The sequence below is a fragment of the Haladaptatus pallidirubidus genome (genome assembly GCF_020700235.1).
Taxonomy (GTDB): Archaea; Halobacteriota; Halobacteria; order Halobacteriales; family Haladaptataceae; genus Haladaptatus; species Haladaptatus pallidirubidus.
The window spans coordinates 2,476,837-2,492,646 of the sequence record NZ_CP085301.1 but is presented as its reverse complement, the minus strand read 5'-3'; the positions used below and the strand labels follow the sequence as shown (position 1 = coordinate 2,492,646).

The following is a 15,810-nucleotide window of genomic DNA, read 5'->3' as shown; positions in this document are numbered from 1 at the left end:
GAATCCGCTTTCTCATGAACGCTTTGAAAACGACAGGCGATAACGGTTAACGGAAGTCCCGCGTCGCGTACACCCGCTCTGCAACCGCGCGATGTCGCGACGTTCGGTGTCGAACGAGACGGCGTCAGGGCTCCGTTCCCTGCGAACCTCGGTAACGACCTGGTGATCTATCGTTCGACGGAATGTAGAGCGACGGCGCACCGCAAAGGATGGATTCTTTATCGTTAGTACGCGCGACTCGTCGCCCGACTTTCCGAGTCGGTATCGAGGAAGACGGTATCGCCGTCGTTGTTCCAAACGGCAGAGCTGCGACTCCAGTACACGTCACTGCTCGAATCGGAACCGCCTCCGGTATGGAGTGAGACTGTTTCGCCCGGTGCGATCGACGCATCCGAGAAGGTGTACGAGTGGCCCGCCGCGTCCGAAATCGTCCATCCGGAGAGCGAAATAGTGCTAGAACCGGTGTTTTCGAGGACGACGTACTCGTCGTTCAGATTGTCGTTGTCGTTCCCCGCAGCGTCGGCGTGAATCGTCTCGATGTCGATGTCGCCCGCACCGCCAGCGTTTCGGCACCGCCACAAGTCCCTACGTTCGCTCTGAGCACTCGATTCAGCGCTGTAGTAGCTGTCGCTTTTGGAAAACGTCGAATCGTACACTCGCGCCCGTCCGGAGTTAATGAGTTTGTCGTTGTAGTCCTCGCCGCCGTAGTAGACGTAAGCCAGCAGTCGCCCGTAGTAACCGCGTTTGTCCGATTCGGAATCGTATTTCAAGGTGACTTGCTTTCCTTCGAGTCGACTGGTCACGAAAGACGTGGCATCTTCACCTTCGTCGGCGAGACAGGCCTCACCTGCATCGTTGGTTGGAACTCCTTCGAACTCGTCGGGCGTGTTCCCGCCGTGCGTTTCAGGCGTATCGACGTCGAGGAGTCGGACGGTGTCCGTCGTTCCGTCCGAGTACCGAACGTCCAGCGTGTCACCATCCACGACCTCAGTGACAGTGACTCGGTCACTGCCGGTAACCGATGCATCAGCGGGCCCGACGACAACCGAACCAGCGAGACCGAATACATAAAACGCTCGTATTTCGAGTGAAAACCCGGCGGGGACGACGAAACATTTCAAATTTACAGACAATTTTTACTTCTGTATCCGGTACAATCAAATAACTAATCGGTGTAACGTATTGGAAATGAGCGACGACCGAATCGTTAGACGACTAAACATCATCATCGTCCTTCTGTCGGCCATTGCAATTCTGTTGGCGATACCATATTTCCTATTCATTTTTGAACACCTGACGAGATTGTTTCAGGCCGTTGCCGCCGCCCTGGGAACCATCGGCGTGTTCGCCCTCATTCACAGATATAGGACGGTTCAGAATTGATTCGGGACATCGTTGGACGGGAACCTTTATCAGCGAAGACGCGCACAGTCACAGATATGAGCGCGATGGTGTCGGTAGTACGTCTATAGTGCAGACGATAAGCCGGTCGTGTTTCTCACCGAATCACCATACAGCGACAGGAATTTGTATCCATGAGTGACGTTCCAACCGATTACGAACCCGAGCGTATAGAACCAAAGTGGCGAAAAGAGTGGCAAGACTCCGAGATATACACCCCGGATGGAAATCTGGAGTACGTCATCGACACACCGCCGCCGTACCCAACGGGGAATCTCCACATCGGACACGGACTCCAGTGGAGCTACATCGACTTTGCGGCGCGGTATCACCGTCTTCAGGGCGAACAAGTGCTGTTCCCGCAGGGGTGGGACTGCCACGGACTGCCCACGGAAGTGAAAGTCGAGGAAAACCACGACATCCACCGAACAGACGTTTCTCGGGAGAAATTCCGCAACCTCTGTATCGAACACACCGAGGAACAAATCGACTCGATGAAGGAGACGATGAACGAACTCGGCTTCTCCATCGACTGGAACGCGGAGTTCCGGACGATGGACGAGGAGTACTGGGCGAAAACCCAGCAGTCGTTCATCGAGATGGAAGAGTACGTCTACCGCGACGAACATCCCGTCAACTGGTGTCCGCGCTGTGAGACCGCAATCGCGGACGCGGAAGTCGAGAAGGAAGACCGGACGGGAACGCTCTACTACGTCACGTTCGACGGCGTCGAGAACGACGACATCGAGATTGCGACCACCCGCCCGGAACTGCTCTCGGCCTGCGTCGGCATGGCGGTCAATCCCGACGACGAACGCTACGCCGACCGAATCGGCGAGACGTTCGAGGTGCCGCTGTTCGGACAGGAGGTCGAACTCATCGACGACGACGACGTTGATGGCGACTTCGGAACCGGCGCCGTGATGATCTGTACGTTCGGTGACAAACAGGACGTGGACTGGTGGGCCGAACACGACTTAGACCTTCGCCCGGTGTTCACCGAGGACGGCCACCTAAACGAACTCGCAGGCGAGTTCGAGGGACTGACCATCAGCGAAGCGAAAGAAGAAATCGCCGAGACGCTCGACGAGGAGGGTTACCTCAACGATTCGGAACTGACCGAGCAGTCGGTTGGCGCGTGCTGGCGCTGTGATACGCCTATCGAGATTCTGTCGAAGGAGCAGTGGTTCGTGAAGGTGCAGTCGGACGAAATCCTAGAGAAGGCGGAGGAGGTCGAGTGGATTCCCGACCACATGCACTCGCGCCTCGAGGAGTGGGCGGAGGGCATGGACTGGGACTGGGTCATTTCCCGTCAGCGCGTGTTCGCTACCCCGATTCCGGCGTGGGAGTGCGAGGACTGCGGACATTGGCACCTCGCCGAAATCGACGAACTCCCCGTTGACCCGACCGAAACCGACCCCAAAATCGGCGACTGTCCGGAGTGTGGCGCGGACTCGTGGATCGGCGAAACTGACGTGATGGACACGTGGATGGACTCTTCCATCACGCCGCTCCACATCTCCGGGTGGCCGGACGACCTCGAACTGGACGAGTTCGAACCCGTCTCGCTCCGCCCGCAGGGACACGACATCATCCGAACGTGGGCATTCTACACGCTCCTCCGTGTCGGCGAACTCACGGACGAGCATCCGTGGGACACCGCCCTCATCAATGGAATGGTGTTCGGTCCGGACGGCAACAAGATGAGTAAATCACGGGGCAACGTCGTCACACCGAGGGAGGCCATCGACGAGTACGGTGCCGACTCGCTCCGGCAGGCGTTGGTTCTCGGTGGCCAACCCGGAAGCGACGTTCAGTTCCAACCGAAGGAGGCGACCTCCGCGTCGCGCTTCCTCACGAAGATTTGGAACATCTTCCAGTTCTCGCTGAACCACTTCGACGAGAGCACGCCGAAAATCAGCGACCCGGCCTACCGCGACGCAGATCGCTGGATTCTCTCGCGGTTGTCACAGACCGCCGATTCGGTCAGTGAAGACATGGAGGAATATCGGTACGACAGTGCGCTCCGTACGCTCCGCGAGTTCGTGTGGAACGACCTCGCGGACGACTACCTCGAACTCGTCAAAGGTCGTCTCTACGAAGGGCGTCCCGGCGAGCGAAACGCGGCGCAACACGCTCTGTACACGACGTTCTCCGCAATCATTCGGATGCTCTCGCCGTTCTCGCCGTTCTTCACCGAGGAAGTGTACAGCCACCTCCCCGGAACCGAGGGGAGCATCAGTCAGTCGCGGTGGCCGGACGTCGAAATGCACGACGACGAGGCCGAACTCGCGGGCGAAATCATCGCCGAAGTCGCGAGCGAAGTTCGGGCGTGGAAATCCGACGAGGGAATGGCACTCAACGCCGAGCTCGACCGCATCGAACTGTACAGCGATGCCGAACGAAAGCCGGACACCTACGACCTGAGCGAGGCCGTGAACGCCCCGGTGTATCTGGAAGAGGGAAGGCCGAACGTCGAACTCGCGCCGGTCGGCGTCTCGCCCGACCACTCCGAAATCGGGCCGAAATTCCGTGATAAAGCGGGCGCGGTCGTCGGCGCGCTGGAAACGACCGACCCCGCCGAACTCAAGGCCCAGTTGGACACTCACGGCGAACTCACGCTGGACGCCGCGGGCGAGGAGGTCACTCTCGACGGCGACTGGGTCGAAATCGAAGAGGAGTATCGCGCGGAAAGCGGCGAAGAAGTCGAAGTGCTCGAAACCGAGCACGCGACGGTTCTCGTCTTCCCGTAACGGTTACTCGACTCTCGTCGGGCTTTTTCGAGCGAAAATCACCAGTAAGAATGCGAACCAGTTGGTGGCGGTGCGTGCCACGAGCGACGTTTCTATCCAGAAGTGCTGCATCCCGCCAATCCCGTCGATCGACGGGATTGGCGGGACTGGCGGCACTGATTAACAACGTCTAATGCCACAATAGCAGAACTTATTAACTGGTGCTCCAAAATTGTTAATAGGATAATGACGAACATCACTCGAAGACGTGCTCTCAAGGCGGGGGGCGCGCTGTTTGCGAGCGGGACGATTGCCGGATGTCTCGGGTCTTCTTCCGGCGACGGGTCGGACGATTCGACCACGGTGCAAACGTCGTTTTTCGTCCTGACAGATTTCGCACGGAATATCACGGGCGACGCCGCAACCGTCGAAAGTTTGGTGCCAATCGGCCAGCACGGCCACGGTTGGGAACCGTCCGCACAGGTTCAACGGGACGCGATGCAATCCGATGCCGTCGTCTATATGGGCGAAGGATTCCAGCCGTGGGCCGACAGAATGGTGAAAAACGTCGAACAAGACCGTCCGGAAATCACAATCGTCGAGGCCAGACGCGGAGTTTCCCTCCTGTCCGCGCCGGGGCACGGAGATGGACACGAAGGTGAACACGAGGCCGGAAATCACGACGGAGACGGTCACGAAGAGGAAACCAACGAAAACCAAACCGACCACGGCCACGAGGAGGGCGACCATCACGACGGAAACGACCACGGAGGGGAAATCCACGGGAACGAAACCGACGGCGACCAGCACGACGAGAGCGAAAACGGTCACGACCACGGAACCAGCGACCCACATTTTTGGCTCGACCCGCAACGAGCAAAGCAGGCGGTTTCGACCATCGAAAGTGGACTGTCCGAGATGGACGGCGTTTCCGGCGAGACACTCGCCGGAAACGCGGACGACTTCCGAAACCGGTTGGACGAACTCGATTCGACGTTCGAATCCGAACTGGAATCGACGGAGCGAAACGCGGTGCTGGTCGCGGGACACAACGCCTTTCAGTACCTCGGCGAGCGATACGGATTCGAAATTCACGCCCTGACCGGACTCGCACCGGATTCGTCGCCGAGTCCGAAGGACGTCCAGCGCGCGCAAAAACTCATCGAGGAACACGACATCGAACACGTCCTTGCACCGGTGTTCGAATCCGATAGAGCCGCGAAACAGCTCGTCTCGGAAACAGACGCGAAAGACCACCTTTCGATTACGCCGATTCCGAGCGTCACGGAAGCGTGGAATGAAAAGGAGTGGGGCTATATCGAAATCATGGAAGAAGTTAATCTCCCGTCGCTGAAAACGGCACTCGGAGCGAAATGACGGTCGCGGAAATTGAAAACGCGACGTTCGGATACAGCGACCGACCGGTTCTTTCCGACGTTTCACTGACGGTCGAGGACGGCGAGTTCCTCGGGCTCGTCGGCCCGAACGGGTCGGGAAAGAGTACCCTCCTCGAACTCGTTCTCGGCTTGCAAACGCCGGACAAAGGGACGGTTCGCCTGTTCGGCGAACCGCCCCAAAAGGGGAGGAAGGGCGGACGCGTCGGCTACGTCGCACAGAATGTGACGGCGGTTTCCGGGATGCCCGTGACGGTCAGAGAAATCGTCACGGCGGGACGGAGTTCCCTCCTCGGGTTCGGATTCACCCGAGAAAAAGACAGAGAGGCCGTCGAGTACGCGATGGAAACCGTCGGAATCTCGAATCTGGCGAACCGCCGCGTTGCCCGGCTTTCCGGCGGCCAGCAACAACGGGCGTTCATCGCCCGCGCGTTGGCCGCCGACGCGGACGTGCTCGTGTTGGACGAACCGACGGTCGGCGTCGATGCCGAATCGCGGGAGGAGTTTTACAATCTCCTGCACGACCTGAACGAGGACGGTTTAGCCGTCATTCTCGTGGAACACGACATCGGCGTCGTCACCGAACGTGCCGACAGAATCGCCTGCTTGAATCGAAAGCTGTACTTCCACGGGGATACCGACGAGTTCGAGGCAAGCGAGGTGCTGGCCGAGGCTTACGGGGCGAACCAGCGGCAACTTCACCACGACCATGATTGATTTCGTGGAGATGCTGAGCTATCGGTTCATGCGCCTCGCCCTCATCGCGGGACTCTGCGTGGGCCTCGTCGCACCCCTCGTCGGATCGTTCCTCGTCCACCGAGGGATGGCGCTCATCGGAGACACGCTAGCCCATTCGGCGTTCGCGGGGGTCGCGGTGGGACTGTTCCTCGGGAGTTTGGACGTCGTCGTATCGCCATATCTCACCGCACTCGTAGTGTCGGTGTTCGCGGCGTTGGCGATACAGGCGCTCGCGGAACACACCGACGCTTACGGCGACGTGTCGATGGCAATCGTGCTGTCTGGCGGGTTCGCCCTCGGAAGCGTCCTCATCAGCCTCTCCGACGGCGGTATCGCGGTCAGCATCGACCAGTATCTGTTCGGCAGTCTGGCGACCGTGACGTCCGAAAACGTCTCCGTGATGGTCGCGCTGTCGGCGCTCGTCGTCGGCGTCGTCGGCGTCACGAGACGGCAACTGTTCGCCGTCACCTTCGACGAGACGGCGGCTCGCGTGTCCGGCATTCCGGTACGACGGTACAACCGCCTGCTGGTCGTGTTGACCGCGTTAGTCGTCGTCGCGTCCATGCAAATCATGGGCGTTATCCTCGTCGCCGCGATGCTCGTGGTTCCCGTCGCCGCTGCGTCACATGTTGCGCGGAGTTTCCGGCAGTCGCTCGTCATCGGCGTGATCATCGGGGAAATCGCCGTTATCTTCGGTATCGCGCTATCTTACGCCTACGGACTCGCGGCGGGAGGAACCATCGTGTTGGTTGCGATCGGTGCGTTCACGCTGGTCGCGGTCGTCTCTCGCTGATTGCGGTCGTTCTTTCGCCAATTGCAGTCGTCTTCGCTGCTAGCCATCGTCTTTCTGTGACTTCTCGTCGCTCCGTCCTCGGGGGGATACCAAGACAGTCAGCGATATTGCCGCGACCGATGTAGTTACTGCAACCGAAGACGCCACGCACGTGGAGATTGCGTAAACGATGTCCGACGAAGGCGTCGGATGTGTTCCAATCGTGGAGGATGAGGAATCAGTGGGTATCGTCACCGACCGGAAAATCGCGCTCTCGCTCGCGGACGTCATCGAGGAGCAGTCGCCGCGTCTGTAGATCACGATGGAAAAGCCGGTAGCAACACTGAATCAGGAGAACTTTTCTTCCGGTCTCCGATTGGCGAGTATGGACGAGCGAATCCACGAACACGCCGAGGTGCTGGTAGACTGGAGTGCACGGGTCGAAGCGGGTGACAACGTCGTGGTACTGGTTGACGACGGGGCGCACGAACTCGCCGTGGCGGTCGGCGAGAAACTGGGCGAACGAGGAGCGAACCTCCTGACGGTGTACAACTCCGACGAAGTCGAGCGGTCGTTCCTTCGAGGACACGAGGGCGACTTCGACGAAAATCCGAAACACGAACTGACGATGTACGAAAACGCCGACGTAGTGCTCCGACTCGCCGGAAGTACCAATACGACGGCGAAAGCCGACGTGCCGGGCGAAACGGAGCAAGCGTACAACAAAGCGCGAATGGGTATCCGCGAAAGCCGCATGGAAACCGACTGGGTTTCGACGCTCCATCCGACCCGCGCCCACGCACAGCAGGCGGGGATGGCCTACGAGGAGTATCGGGAGTTCGTCTACGACGCCGTCCTTCAGGACTGGGAGTCGCTCGCAGCGGAGATGGCGAGTATGAAGACGATTCTGGACGAAGGAACCGAGGTCAGAATCGTCAAGGAGGACACCGACCTCACGATGTCGGTGGAAGAGCGAACCGCGGTTAACAGTTGCGCGACGGTAGCCCACGATTCGCACAATCTGCCGAGCGGCGAGGTGTTCACCGCGCCGCACGCCACCGAAGGGGAGGTGTTTTTCGACGTTCCAATGACACATCACGGCAAGCGAATCCGAAACGTCCACCTCACGTTCGAAGGCGGCGAGGTAGTGGATTTCAGCGCCGAAGTCGGTGAGGACGTCCTCGCCGACATCCTGGACACGGACGAGGGTGCGCGCAGGCTCGGCGAGCTCGGTATCGGGATGAATCGCGGTATCGACCGCTTTACCGACAGCATCCTGTTCGACGAGAAGATGGGCGATACGGTTCACCTCGCGGTCGGACGCGCATACGACGCCTGCCTCCCCGAAGGCGAAACCGGTAACGACAGCGCGGTTCACATCGATATGATAACCGACATGAGTGACGATTCGCGGATGGAAGTTGACGGCGAAGTCGTTCAGCGGAACGGGACGTTCAGGTGGGAAGACGGTTTCGAGGGATAATTCGCGCTACGTCCACCACTCGCTCTGTCGCTCTCGTGCCGACGCATCCCGAAACGGCGGGGCAAGTTCCGACTCGTCGAGACCGAACCCGTGTCCCAACCAGTAGCCGACGTACCAACCGACAGCGTCGGTATCGACGCCCGAAACCGAGATGGTCAGTCTGTCGTACTCCTCCAGCGCGACGTCTTGGTCGGGGTCGGCTCCGCGGATACCGCCGCAGGAACCGCTCGAACCCGGATTGCACGGCAGTTCGTCGGGGGACTGCACGATGATGTCCGCGTTCGCCCGGTTGTCGGTGACGGTGAACGAAACGTTCGACGGGACGGTTCCCTCCGCTCCGTCGGCGTAGTAGTCGAGTGCATGCTGTACTTGGCCTCGAACTGCTTTTCTATCGCTCGTCTGGCCGAGGTACACCGTCAGTTCGGCGTCGGTCCACGGCAACTCTCGGTCAGTCGCGTCCGTCATGGGTCGGGAGGCGAGTGCCGACTGTGAGGACATTACCGACTGCGGGGCGGAACTGTGGTTCAGACCGAGCGTGTGGCCGAATTCGTGTTTCAGAATGTGAACCGTCGAATCGCTGGAAAACGAATCGTCCACCTCGATGTGCATGGGTCGGGAAATCTGGTTCGAATTCGTGATGTAGGGCGCACAGCCCGCGGCGTGCTCGACTCGCGGACAGCTTTCGACGTTCTCCACAAAATTAACCACGAGGTCGGGACTCTCCGCGTCGGGAACGAGTTCGTACTGAATCGCATAGCCCGCGTACCGTTCGCTGTTTTCCTCCCAATAGTCGAGCGCCTGCCGAACCTCCTCGCGGTACTCGCGGTCGGAGTTCGCGCTCGTGTTAATCGCCACCGTCACGACCGATTCGCCCCACGGGTTCGACCGGTCTGCGATGGCCCCCTCGGAAGCGGTTTGTCCCGTCCCCTGCGTCGATTCGTCCAATGTCGGCCCCGTCGTTCCGACCTGTTCTACTTCGGTCGGCATGTCGAACTGGATGCTAGCACAACCGGAGAGGACGAGACAGAGGACGAGCAGGAGGGCGCGCCGCGTCATTATCGTATAGACGGGCTGCGGTGGTATCAAGCCTTGGGATTTCGGAAAGTACAGTCGAAATCGAGGGTGTGGGTGTAGGACGCCGATTCGACCTGAATCGTCGCGTGGTCGATGCCGAACCGCTCGCCGAGTTCCATTTGACAGTGTCGGAGTACCGCGTCGGGGTCAACGCCTTCATCGATCACGACGTGCGCGGAAAGCGCGTACTGCGTCGAACTGAGCGACCAGACGTGAACGTCGTGGGCTTCCACGACGCCCGGCAGTTCGGCCAGATACGCACGAATTTCGTTCACGTCGATTCCGGACGGCGTCCCCTGAAGCAGGATGTTCAGGCTCTCGGCGAAGAGGTCTTTCGCGGAGTACAGCACCAACAGCGCGACGAAGACGGCGAACAGCGGGTCGAGAACGTACAAGTCGGTAAACACGAGCGCGATGCCGACGGCAATCGCCGCCACGCTCCCCAGTGCATCCGCGACGAGGTGGAGAAACGCGCCCTCGACGTTCAAAATCCCACGGTGTTCCGACAGCACCCACGCACCAGCGAGGTTTGCCAGGAGTCCGAGCGCGCCCACGACGACCACGAGTTCGGCGTCGATTGGCCGCGGATTGCCGAACCGGCGAAGCGAGTCGAACAGAACATAGCCGACCGCGACCAGCAAAAGGAGTCCGTTACCCAGCGCGCCGAGCACCTCGGCGCGCTGGTAGCCGTAGGTTCGCCGGGCGTCGGCGGGACGCGCGGAAATCCACGCCGCGAACAGCGCGAGGCCGAGGCTCGCGCTGTCGGCGAGCATGTGAACCGCGTCCGCCAGCAGGGTCACCGACCCGGAGTAGAGTGCGCCGACCAGTTCCACGACGAAGAATATCGTGTTGATAGCCAGTGCAATTGTCAGCGCGCGAAAACTGGTATCGGCTGTGGAATCGGCGGACTCCCCCGTGGTGTCGTGGTCGTGCGCCATCGGAAAGGGTACGGTCTGCAGGTTATCAGTCGTTGTGGGGAGCCGGTATCTCGAACTCTATTCGTCGTCCGGTTTAACCCCTGCCAGTCGCATCGCGTTGCTCGTCACGCCGAGGCTCATCCCCATGTCGCCGATGATGATGGCTTGAGCGACGCTCACCAGTCCGAACGGCGCGCCCACCGCGAGGACGGCTTTCACGGCGAGACTCGCCCAGATGTTCTGCCGGATGACGCCGTTCGCCTTTCGGGCGAGTTTGCGGAGGTACGGCAGTTTCGAGAGGTCGTCACTCATCAGGGCCACGTCGGCGGTTTCGATGGCGGTGTCGGTTCCGGCCGCGCCCATGGCAACTCCGACGGTTGCGGCGGCCATCGCGGGCGCGTCGTTGATACCGTCGCCGACCATGGCGACGCCGCCCTCGGTGAGCTCTTCGACGGCGGACACTTTCTCCTCGGGGAGGAGTTCGGCCCGGAACTCGTCCACGCCGACCTGTTCCGCGATTGCGCGGGCGGTGCCTTCGTTGTCCCCCGTGAGCATCACCACGCGTGAGACGCCGAGGTCGTGGAGTCGTTCGACGGCTCTTTTTGCGCCGGGACGAACTTCGTCCGTGACGGCGATGACGCCCTCCAGTTCCTCTTCGGTTCCGACGAGGACGATTGTCTTTCCTTCCTGTTCGAAGCGCGGGACGACCTCCGCGAGCAGGTCGAGGCAGTCCTCCCGACCGTCACAGATGCTTTCTGGTTCGAGCGATTCGACCGTCTCGCCCTGCTGGACGATCGCGCTGCCTCCATCAGTCGTCAGATGTGTGTGTTCGAGGTCGAAGCCCAATTCGGCGAACAGTGCAGGTTTTCCAGCGTAATGAGTCACGCCGTCCAAGTCGGCGCGGACGCCTTTTCCGGTCAGACTCTCGAAGTTGGACACCTCGCGCTCGCCGACGCCTCGCTCGTGCGCATGGTCGATGATGGCCTCGGCGATTGGGTGTTCGCTCCGGCGTTCGATGCTGTGGGCGCACTGGAGCACGTCGTCCGCGTTGTTTCCGTTGAGCGAGAGAACGTCCGTAACGGTCAGTTCGCCCTTGGTCAGCGTACCGGTTTTGTCGAAGGCGACCGAATCGAGTTCGCCCATCGCTTCGAGGTGGTCGCCGCCCTTGATGAGAACGCCGTTTCGCGCGGAACTGGTGATTCCGGAAACCACGCTGACGGGCGTGCTGATGACGAACGCACAGGGACAGGCCACCACGAGGAGCGTGAGTCCGCGGACGAACCACTCCTGAAACGGTGCATCGAAGAGAAGGGGCGGCACCGCGGCGGTGAGAATCGCCCCGACGACCACGACGGGGGTGTAGTAGCGCGCGAATCGATCGACGAATTGCTCGTGGTCGGTTTGATTGCCCTGCGCATCCTCGACCATCTCCACGATGTTCGAGATGGTCGAATCGCCCGCTTCAGCGGTCGTTTCGACTTCGAGATAGCCCTCCTCGTTCACCGTTCCGGCGAACACTTCGTCGCCGACTTCTTTCTCTACCGGAACGCTTTCGCCCGTGATTGGTGCTTGATTAACCGAACTCGTTCCCTCGCGCACGTCGCCATCGACCGGGATTTTCTCGCCGGGACGAACGACCACGGTGTTCCCGACGTGAACCTCTTCGACCGGAACCGTCTCTTCGTTTCCCTCGCGCCGAACCGTCGCCGTATCCGGCGAGAGATCCATCAGTTCGCGCAGGGAGTTTCGCGCTCTATCCATCGAAAACCGTTCGAGGAGTTCGGCGACGCTGAACAACACCGCAAGCGTCGCGGATTCGAAGTACAAACCGACGGCGAGCGCGCCGATGATTCCCGCGGACATCAGCAGGTCGATGTCGAGGCTGGCGTTTTTCGCGGAGTAGTAGCCGTTTCGGACGATTTCCTGCCCACCGATTGCGGTGGCCGCGAGGAAGCCGACGTCCGCCGCGGTGAACGGCGCGCCAACCGCGGAGAATAGTTCGGGGTTCAAAGCTGGGAATAGAAATTCGAACACCAGTCCGAACACGAGGAAAATGCCTCCGGTCCACGTTTTCAGGGCACGGGAACTCGTCCACACAGCGTGCGGAGAGTCGGCTGCCGAACCGTCGGAATCGGCGCCAGATATTTGTTCGACTTCGTAGCCCGCAGCTTCGACGGCCGCCACGAGGTCGTCGCGTGACGCGTCCGAAACGGTCGTGATAACGACTCGGCCCGACGTCGGTTGCGTGTCGTACTCCACGACGCCGGTTACGTCTGAAAGCGCGTTTTCGACCTTTCCGGCGCAGGACGGACAGTCCATGCTAGGAACCGAAAGCGTCTCGGTTCGCGTATCGTCCACCTCGTAGCCCGCGCTCTCGACAGCGGTTCGAATGGCATTCGTCTCGGTGCGGCTCGCGTCGAACGTGACGACCAATCGTCCCGAGGCGACCTGCGCGTCGGTTCCCTCGACGCCGTCGAGGGATTCGACGCTTTTCGTTACTTTCCCGGCGCAGGATGCACAATCCATACTGGGAACCGAGAGACGAAGCGTCTCAGCCTCGTTGTTGCTCATTACCGAACCGTAGTCACCGAAGAGTTATTAATTTCTCTGCCAGAAAACGGGGCCAGTTTAGGCCATTCTTATTAAATAATTTCCGGTTAGTTAATAACGAGACGCGCGACTGACGTTCGTTGCCCCGCGTTCCAGAGCGTTTCATCGGTACTTTTGGAGTGAAAAACACCGTTCAAAACCGTTCAATCCGTTAATAGACCATTGAAAACGGAAACGATTCGTAACCATCGTTCTCACTTATTGGGGTAGCCGTCCACCGCGTAACTGGGTGTAGTATGACGCACATCAAAGCAAGCGCCGCCCTGGCGATGGTCGCGGTTGAGGTACTCGCAGGGGTCGCACTACTGGCATTCGCGTTCGGCATCTGAAAATCGGCTGAGGGGAGTAAGCCCCCTTCTGTTCAGCTCGGCATTCGGCTAAGCGTCCGCACCGTGTGTCCGAGCTACCTGTGCGGTACGGACTTGCACCGGCAAGGATTCACCGTTCCATCCATTCTTCGTGATCCGCGCGTTGACAGAGTCAACACGACGTGGCGTGACGTTCGTCACGCGCCCTTAGTGGGTTAACTCCCTCCCCTCTCGGGTCGGTTCGCGCACTGCATCGGTCACACGAAGTGGTCTCGTTTCTGTTCCAGAGCCAGTGGTCTCCCACTCCGAACTTGCGTTCGGTTGCCTGCTCGGACGGTGGGGGGACTTTCCTCACGTGGGTTCCGGTAGTACGCCGGAACCGTTATCCGCGGGAACCGAGCTCCCTCTGCCGGGGAAAACTAGTTCATACTCGCGTTTAAGCCGTTCGGTCCTCGTAGTCATGGGGGCTTAAAGCCAGCCAGATTGAAGGGAAGCGTTGAAGATGCTTCTGTGCATAAGGAACTTGTATGTCTGAGGCACAGGCAGTAGCCCTCTCTTACGAGGATGGCACGCGCGCGGTAGAACTCGCACGGGAGGCAGTAAATTCGTATGTTATCAATGGACAACGAGAGCAACCGGGCAGTATGCGAGAAGCATTCTACGCCCGAACGGGCGTCTTCGTCCGGCTGGAGTCCACCCGTGGGCGTGGAAGTCTCCGTGGGTGCGCTGGTGCCTACGACACGAGCGAACAGTTAGGACACCAAATCGTCGATTCCGCCATCGCGGCGGCGAGCGGCGACTCCTGCGGGTCGGAAATCGAACCGGCCGAGTTGTCGAACCTCAACATCTCCGTGTTCATCGTCGAGAACACGATGTTGACGGACAACCCGACGCGAGACATAGAGCTGGGCCGCCACGGCGTCGCCGTCGAAGGCAACGGCAAGCACGCGTGGATGTATCCGACGCTCCCCACAGAACACAACTGGAGCGAGTTCGAATACCTCGACCGGGCGTGTCGGAAAGCCGGACTTCCCCACGGCGCGTGGGAAGAAGACGACGTGTTCGTCACCCTCATCGAAGGGCCAGTGTTCCGCGAGCGAAAACCAGAAGGGAGTATCGAACGGATTTAAAAATCGACTAATCGAACGAATTCAGAAGCTGACAAGCGAAGCGTCGTCGCGAGCGCGACGAGCGGCGGAATCTACGTCGAACTCTCGAACGATTTCACCGTCACGAATGAGCGGTTGCAGTAGCGGCTCACCGTCTGCATCAGCATCGTGACGCGCGAGTCCGACGTGATGCTCGCCCTCCGCGGTTCGATACGCTTGTTTTTTACCCGATAGTTTCCCCCGCTTCGCCACCGGTTCACCCTCTATTTCCACGATATCGAGTGCGAAATCAATCGGTTCCGCGCTAGTGATGTGACTGCCGACGCCGAAGCCGTCGGCCACGTCGCGGAGTTCGCGGAGTTCGTCGGAACCGAGTCCGCCGCTGGCGAAGATGTCCACGCCCTCGAAGCCGTGGGAATCAAGTTCCCAGCGCAGTTCGCGCAGGATGTGACGGAAGTCACCCCGGCGCGAGCCGGTGGTGTCGATTCGAACACTGTCGAGCGAATCGCCGAGCGCGTTCGCCGCGCGAAGCACCTCGTCTTTTTCGTCCGAGAAGGTGTCACAGAGCGCGATTCGGGGAACGTCGTCGCCGACCGCATCGTCGAAGGCGTGCCACGCTTCTTCCTGTTCGCCACTGCCGAAACAGATGAGGAGTGCGTGAGGCATCGTGCCGCTCGGTTCCTTGCCGAGGATTTCGCCCGCCGCGACGTGCGAAAATCCATCCAATCCAGCGATGAGGGCAGATCGTTCCACGACCGCCGCAATCGACGGGTGGACGTGTCGCGCGCCGAAACTCACGAGATGGGAGTTCGGCGCGGCGACGCGCGCTTCGAGCGCGTTCGTCGCCATTCCGGAGGCGTGGGATAGAAAGCCCAGAAGCGAGGTTTCGTGCCGAGCGAAATCGAGATATCGGCCTTCGATGGTACACACCGGTCCGCCGTCGAACAGTCGCCCCTCTTCCATCGCGTCCGCGTCGATGGGCAATCCCTCGAGGAGATGTGCCGCGTCTTTCAGACCGGCGAGAAGTTCGAACTCGCCGGTCGGGAACTGGTCGGCAGTTACCTCCGCGACGACGTGCGGGTTCTTTCCTGCGGCTTCGAGCGTCGTCTCGGTACGTAAAAAGTAGGCGTCCGTCGCGGTTCCGTCGCGAATCGCATCCTCGGAAACCACGTCGAATCGGTCGCTCACGCGCACCACCTGTTGCTCATACCGGGGATATTTCCCGCGACAGCGAAAAACCACCGGGTTTGTCGGGAGAGTGGATTTCGGAAA

General features: G+C 60.1%; 12 protein-coding genes and 1 other RNA gene. 7 read left to right on the top strand and 6 right to left on the bottom strand.

The features are described from left to right. Positions 1 to 224 precede the first annotated feature (224 nt). Positions 225 to 1,133, bottom strand: coding sequence for a lamin tail domain-containing protein (locus tag LIX15_RS13480; RefSeq protein ID WP_227773694.1), 909 nt, complete (start codon positions 1,131 to 1,133; stop codon positions 225 to 227). 402 nt (positions 1,134 to 1,535) lie between these two features. Here LIX15_RS13480 and LIX15_RS13475 point away from each other — a divergent pair, with 402 nt between their 5' ends. The 6 genes from LIX15_RS13475 to LIX15_RS13450 all read left to right on the top strand — a co-directional run bounded on the left by LIX15_RS13475 (position 1,536) and on the right by LIX15_RS13450 (position 8,520). Beyond that, complete coding sequence (locus LIX15_RS13475) at positions 1,536 to 4,154, top strand: valine--tRNA ligase (RefSeq protein WP_227773693.1); 2,619 nt, start codon at positions 1,536 to 1,538, stop codon at positions 4,152 to 4,154. Positions 4,155 to 4,379: 225 nt separating this feature from the next. Further along, the gene (locus LIX15_RS13470) at positions 4,380 to 5,510 is read left to right on the top strand and encodes a metal ABC transporter substrate-binding protein (RefSeq protein WP_227773692.1); all 1,131 of its coding nucleotides are present in this window, start codon (positions 4,380 to 4,382) and stop codon (positions 5,508 to 5,510) included. Beyond that, entirely contained in the window at positions 5,507 to 6,244 is a 738-nt protein-coding gene (locus tag LIX15_RS13465; protein ID WP_227773691.1) for a metal ABC transporter ATP-binding protein, read from the top strand. The genes LIX15_RS13470 and LIX15_RS13465 overlap by 4 nt, the downstream gene beginning before the upstream one ends. Further along, a complete protein-coding gene (locus LIX15_RS13460) occupies positions 6,237 to 7,058 on the top strand; it encodes a metal ABC transporter permease (protein WP_227773690.1) in 822 nt (273 codons plus the stop codon). The genes LIX15_RS13465 and LIX15_RS13460 overlap by 8 nt, the downstream gene beginning before the upstream one ends. A gap of 169 nt (positions 7,059 to 7,227) precedes the next feature. Beyond that, entirely contained in the window at positions 7,228 to 7,353 is a 126-nt protein-coding gene (locus LIX15_RS13455; RefSeq protein ID WP_227773689.1) for a CBS domain-containing protein, read from the top strand. A gap of 69 nt (positions 7,354 to 7,422) precedes the next feature. Continuing rightward, on the top strand, positions 7,423 to 8,520 hold the full coding sequence (locus LIX15_RS13450) for an aminopeptidase (protein ID WP_227773688.1): 1,098 nt from the start codon (positions 7,423 to 7,425) through the stop codon (positions 8,518 to 8,520). A gap of 6 nt (positions 8,521 to 8,526) precedes the next feature. On the opposite strand, the gene LIX15_RS13445 is transcribed toward LIX15_RS13450, so the two are convergent. From LIX15_RS13445 to rnpB, 4 genes are all read right to left on the bottom strand, one after another. After that, the gene (locus LIX15_RS13445) at positions 8,527 to 9,576 is read right to left on the bottom strand and encodes a matrixin family metalloprotease (protein WP_227773687.1); all 1,050 of its coding nucleotides are present in this window, start codon (positions 9,574 to 9,576) and stop codon (positions 8,527 to 8,529) included. 26 nt (positions 9,577 to 9,602) lie between these two features. Next, complete coding sequence (locus LIX15_RS13440) at positions 9,603 to 10,532, bottom strand: cation diffusion facilitator family transporter (protein ID WP_227773686.1); 930 nt, start codon at positions 10,530 to 10,532, stop codon at positions 9,603 to 9,605. A 57-nt stretch (positions 10,533 to 10,589) separates the two neighbouring features. Next, positions 10,590 to 13,082 carry a heavy metal translocating P-type ATPase gene (locus LIX15_RS13435; RefSeq protein ID WP_227773685.1) on the bottom strand — a complete coding sequence of 831 codons (2,493 nt, stop codon included), beginning with the start codon at positions 13,080 to 13,082 and terminating at the stop codon, positions 10,590 to 10,592. 373 nt (positions 13,083 to 13,455) lie between these two features. Next, positions 13,456 to 13,840: RNase P RNA component (gene rnpB, locus LIX15_RS13430), an RNA gene on the bottom strand. Positions 13,841 to 13,956: 116 nt separating this feature from the next. Between rnpB and LIX15_RS13425 the strand changes: the two genes are divergently transcribed. Further along, on the top strand, positions 13,957 to 14,559 hold the full coding sequence (locus LIX15_RS13425) for a TIGR00296 family protein (RefSeq protein ID WP_227773684.1): 603 nt from the start codon (positions 13,957 to 13,959) through the stop codon (positions 14,557 to 14,559). Between the two features lie 21 nt (positions 14,560 to 14,580). Here LIX15_RS13425 and LIX15_RS13420 read toward each other — a convergent pair whose 3' ends face one another. After that, positions 14,581 to 15,726: a nicotinate phosphoribosyltransferase gene (locus LIX15_RS13420; RefSeq protein WP_227773683.1), complete on the bottom strand. Its 1,146-nt coding sequence runs from the start codon at positions 15,724 to 15,726 to the stop codon at positions 14,581 to 14,583. Positions 15,727 to 15,810 lie beyond the last annotated feature (84 nt).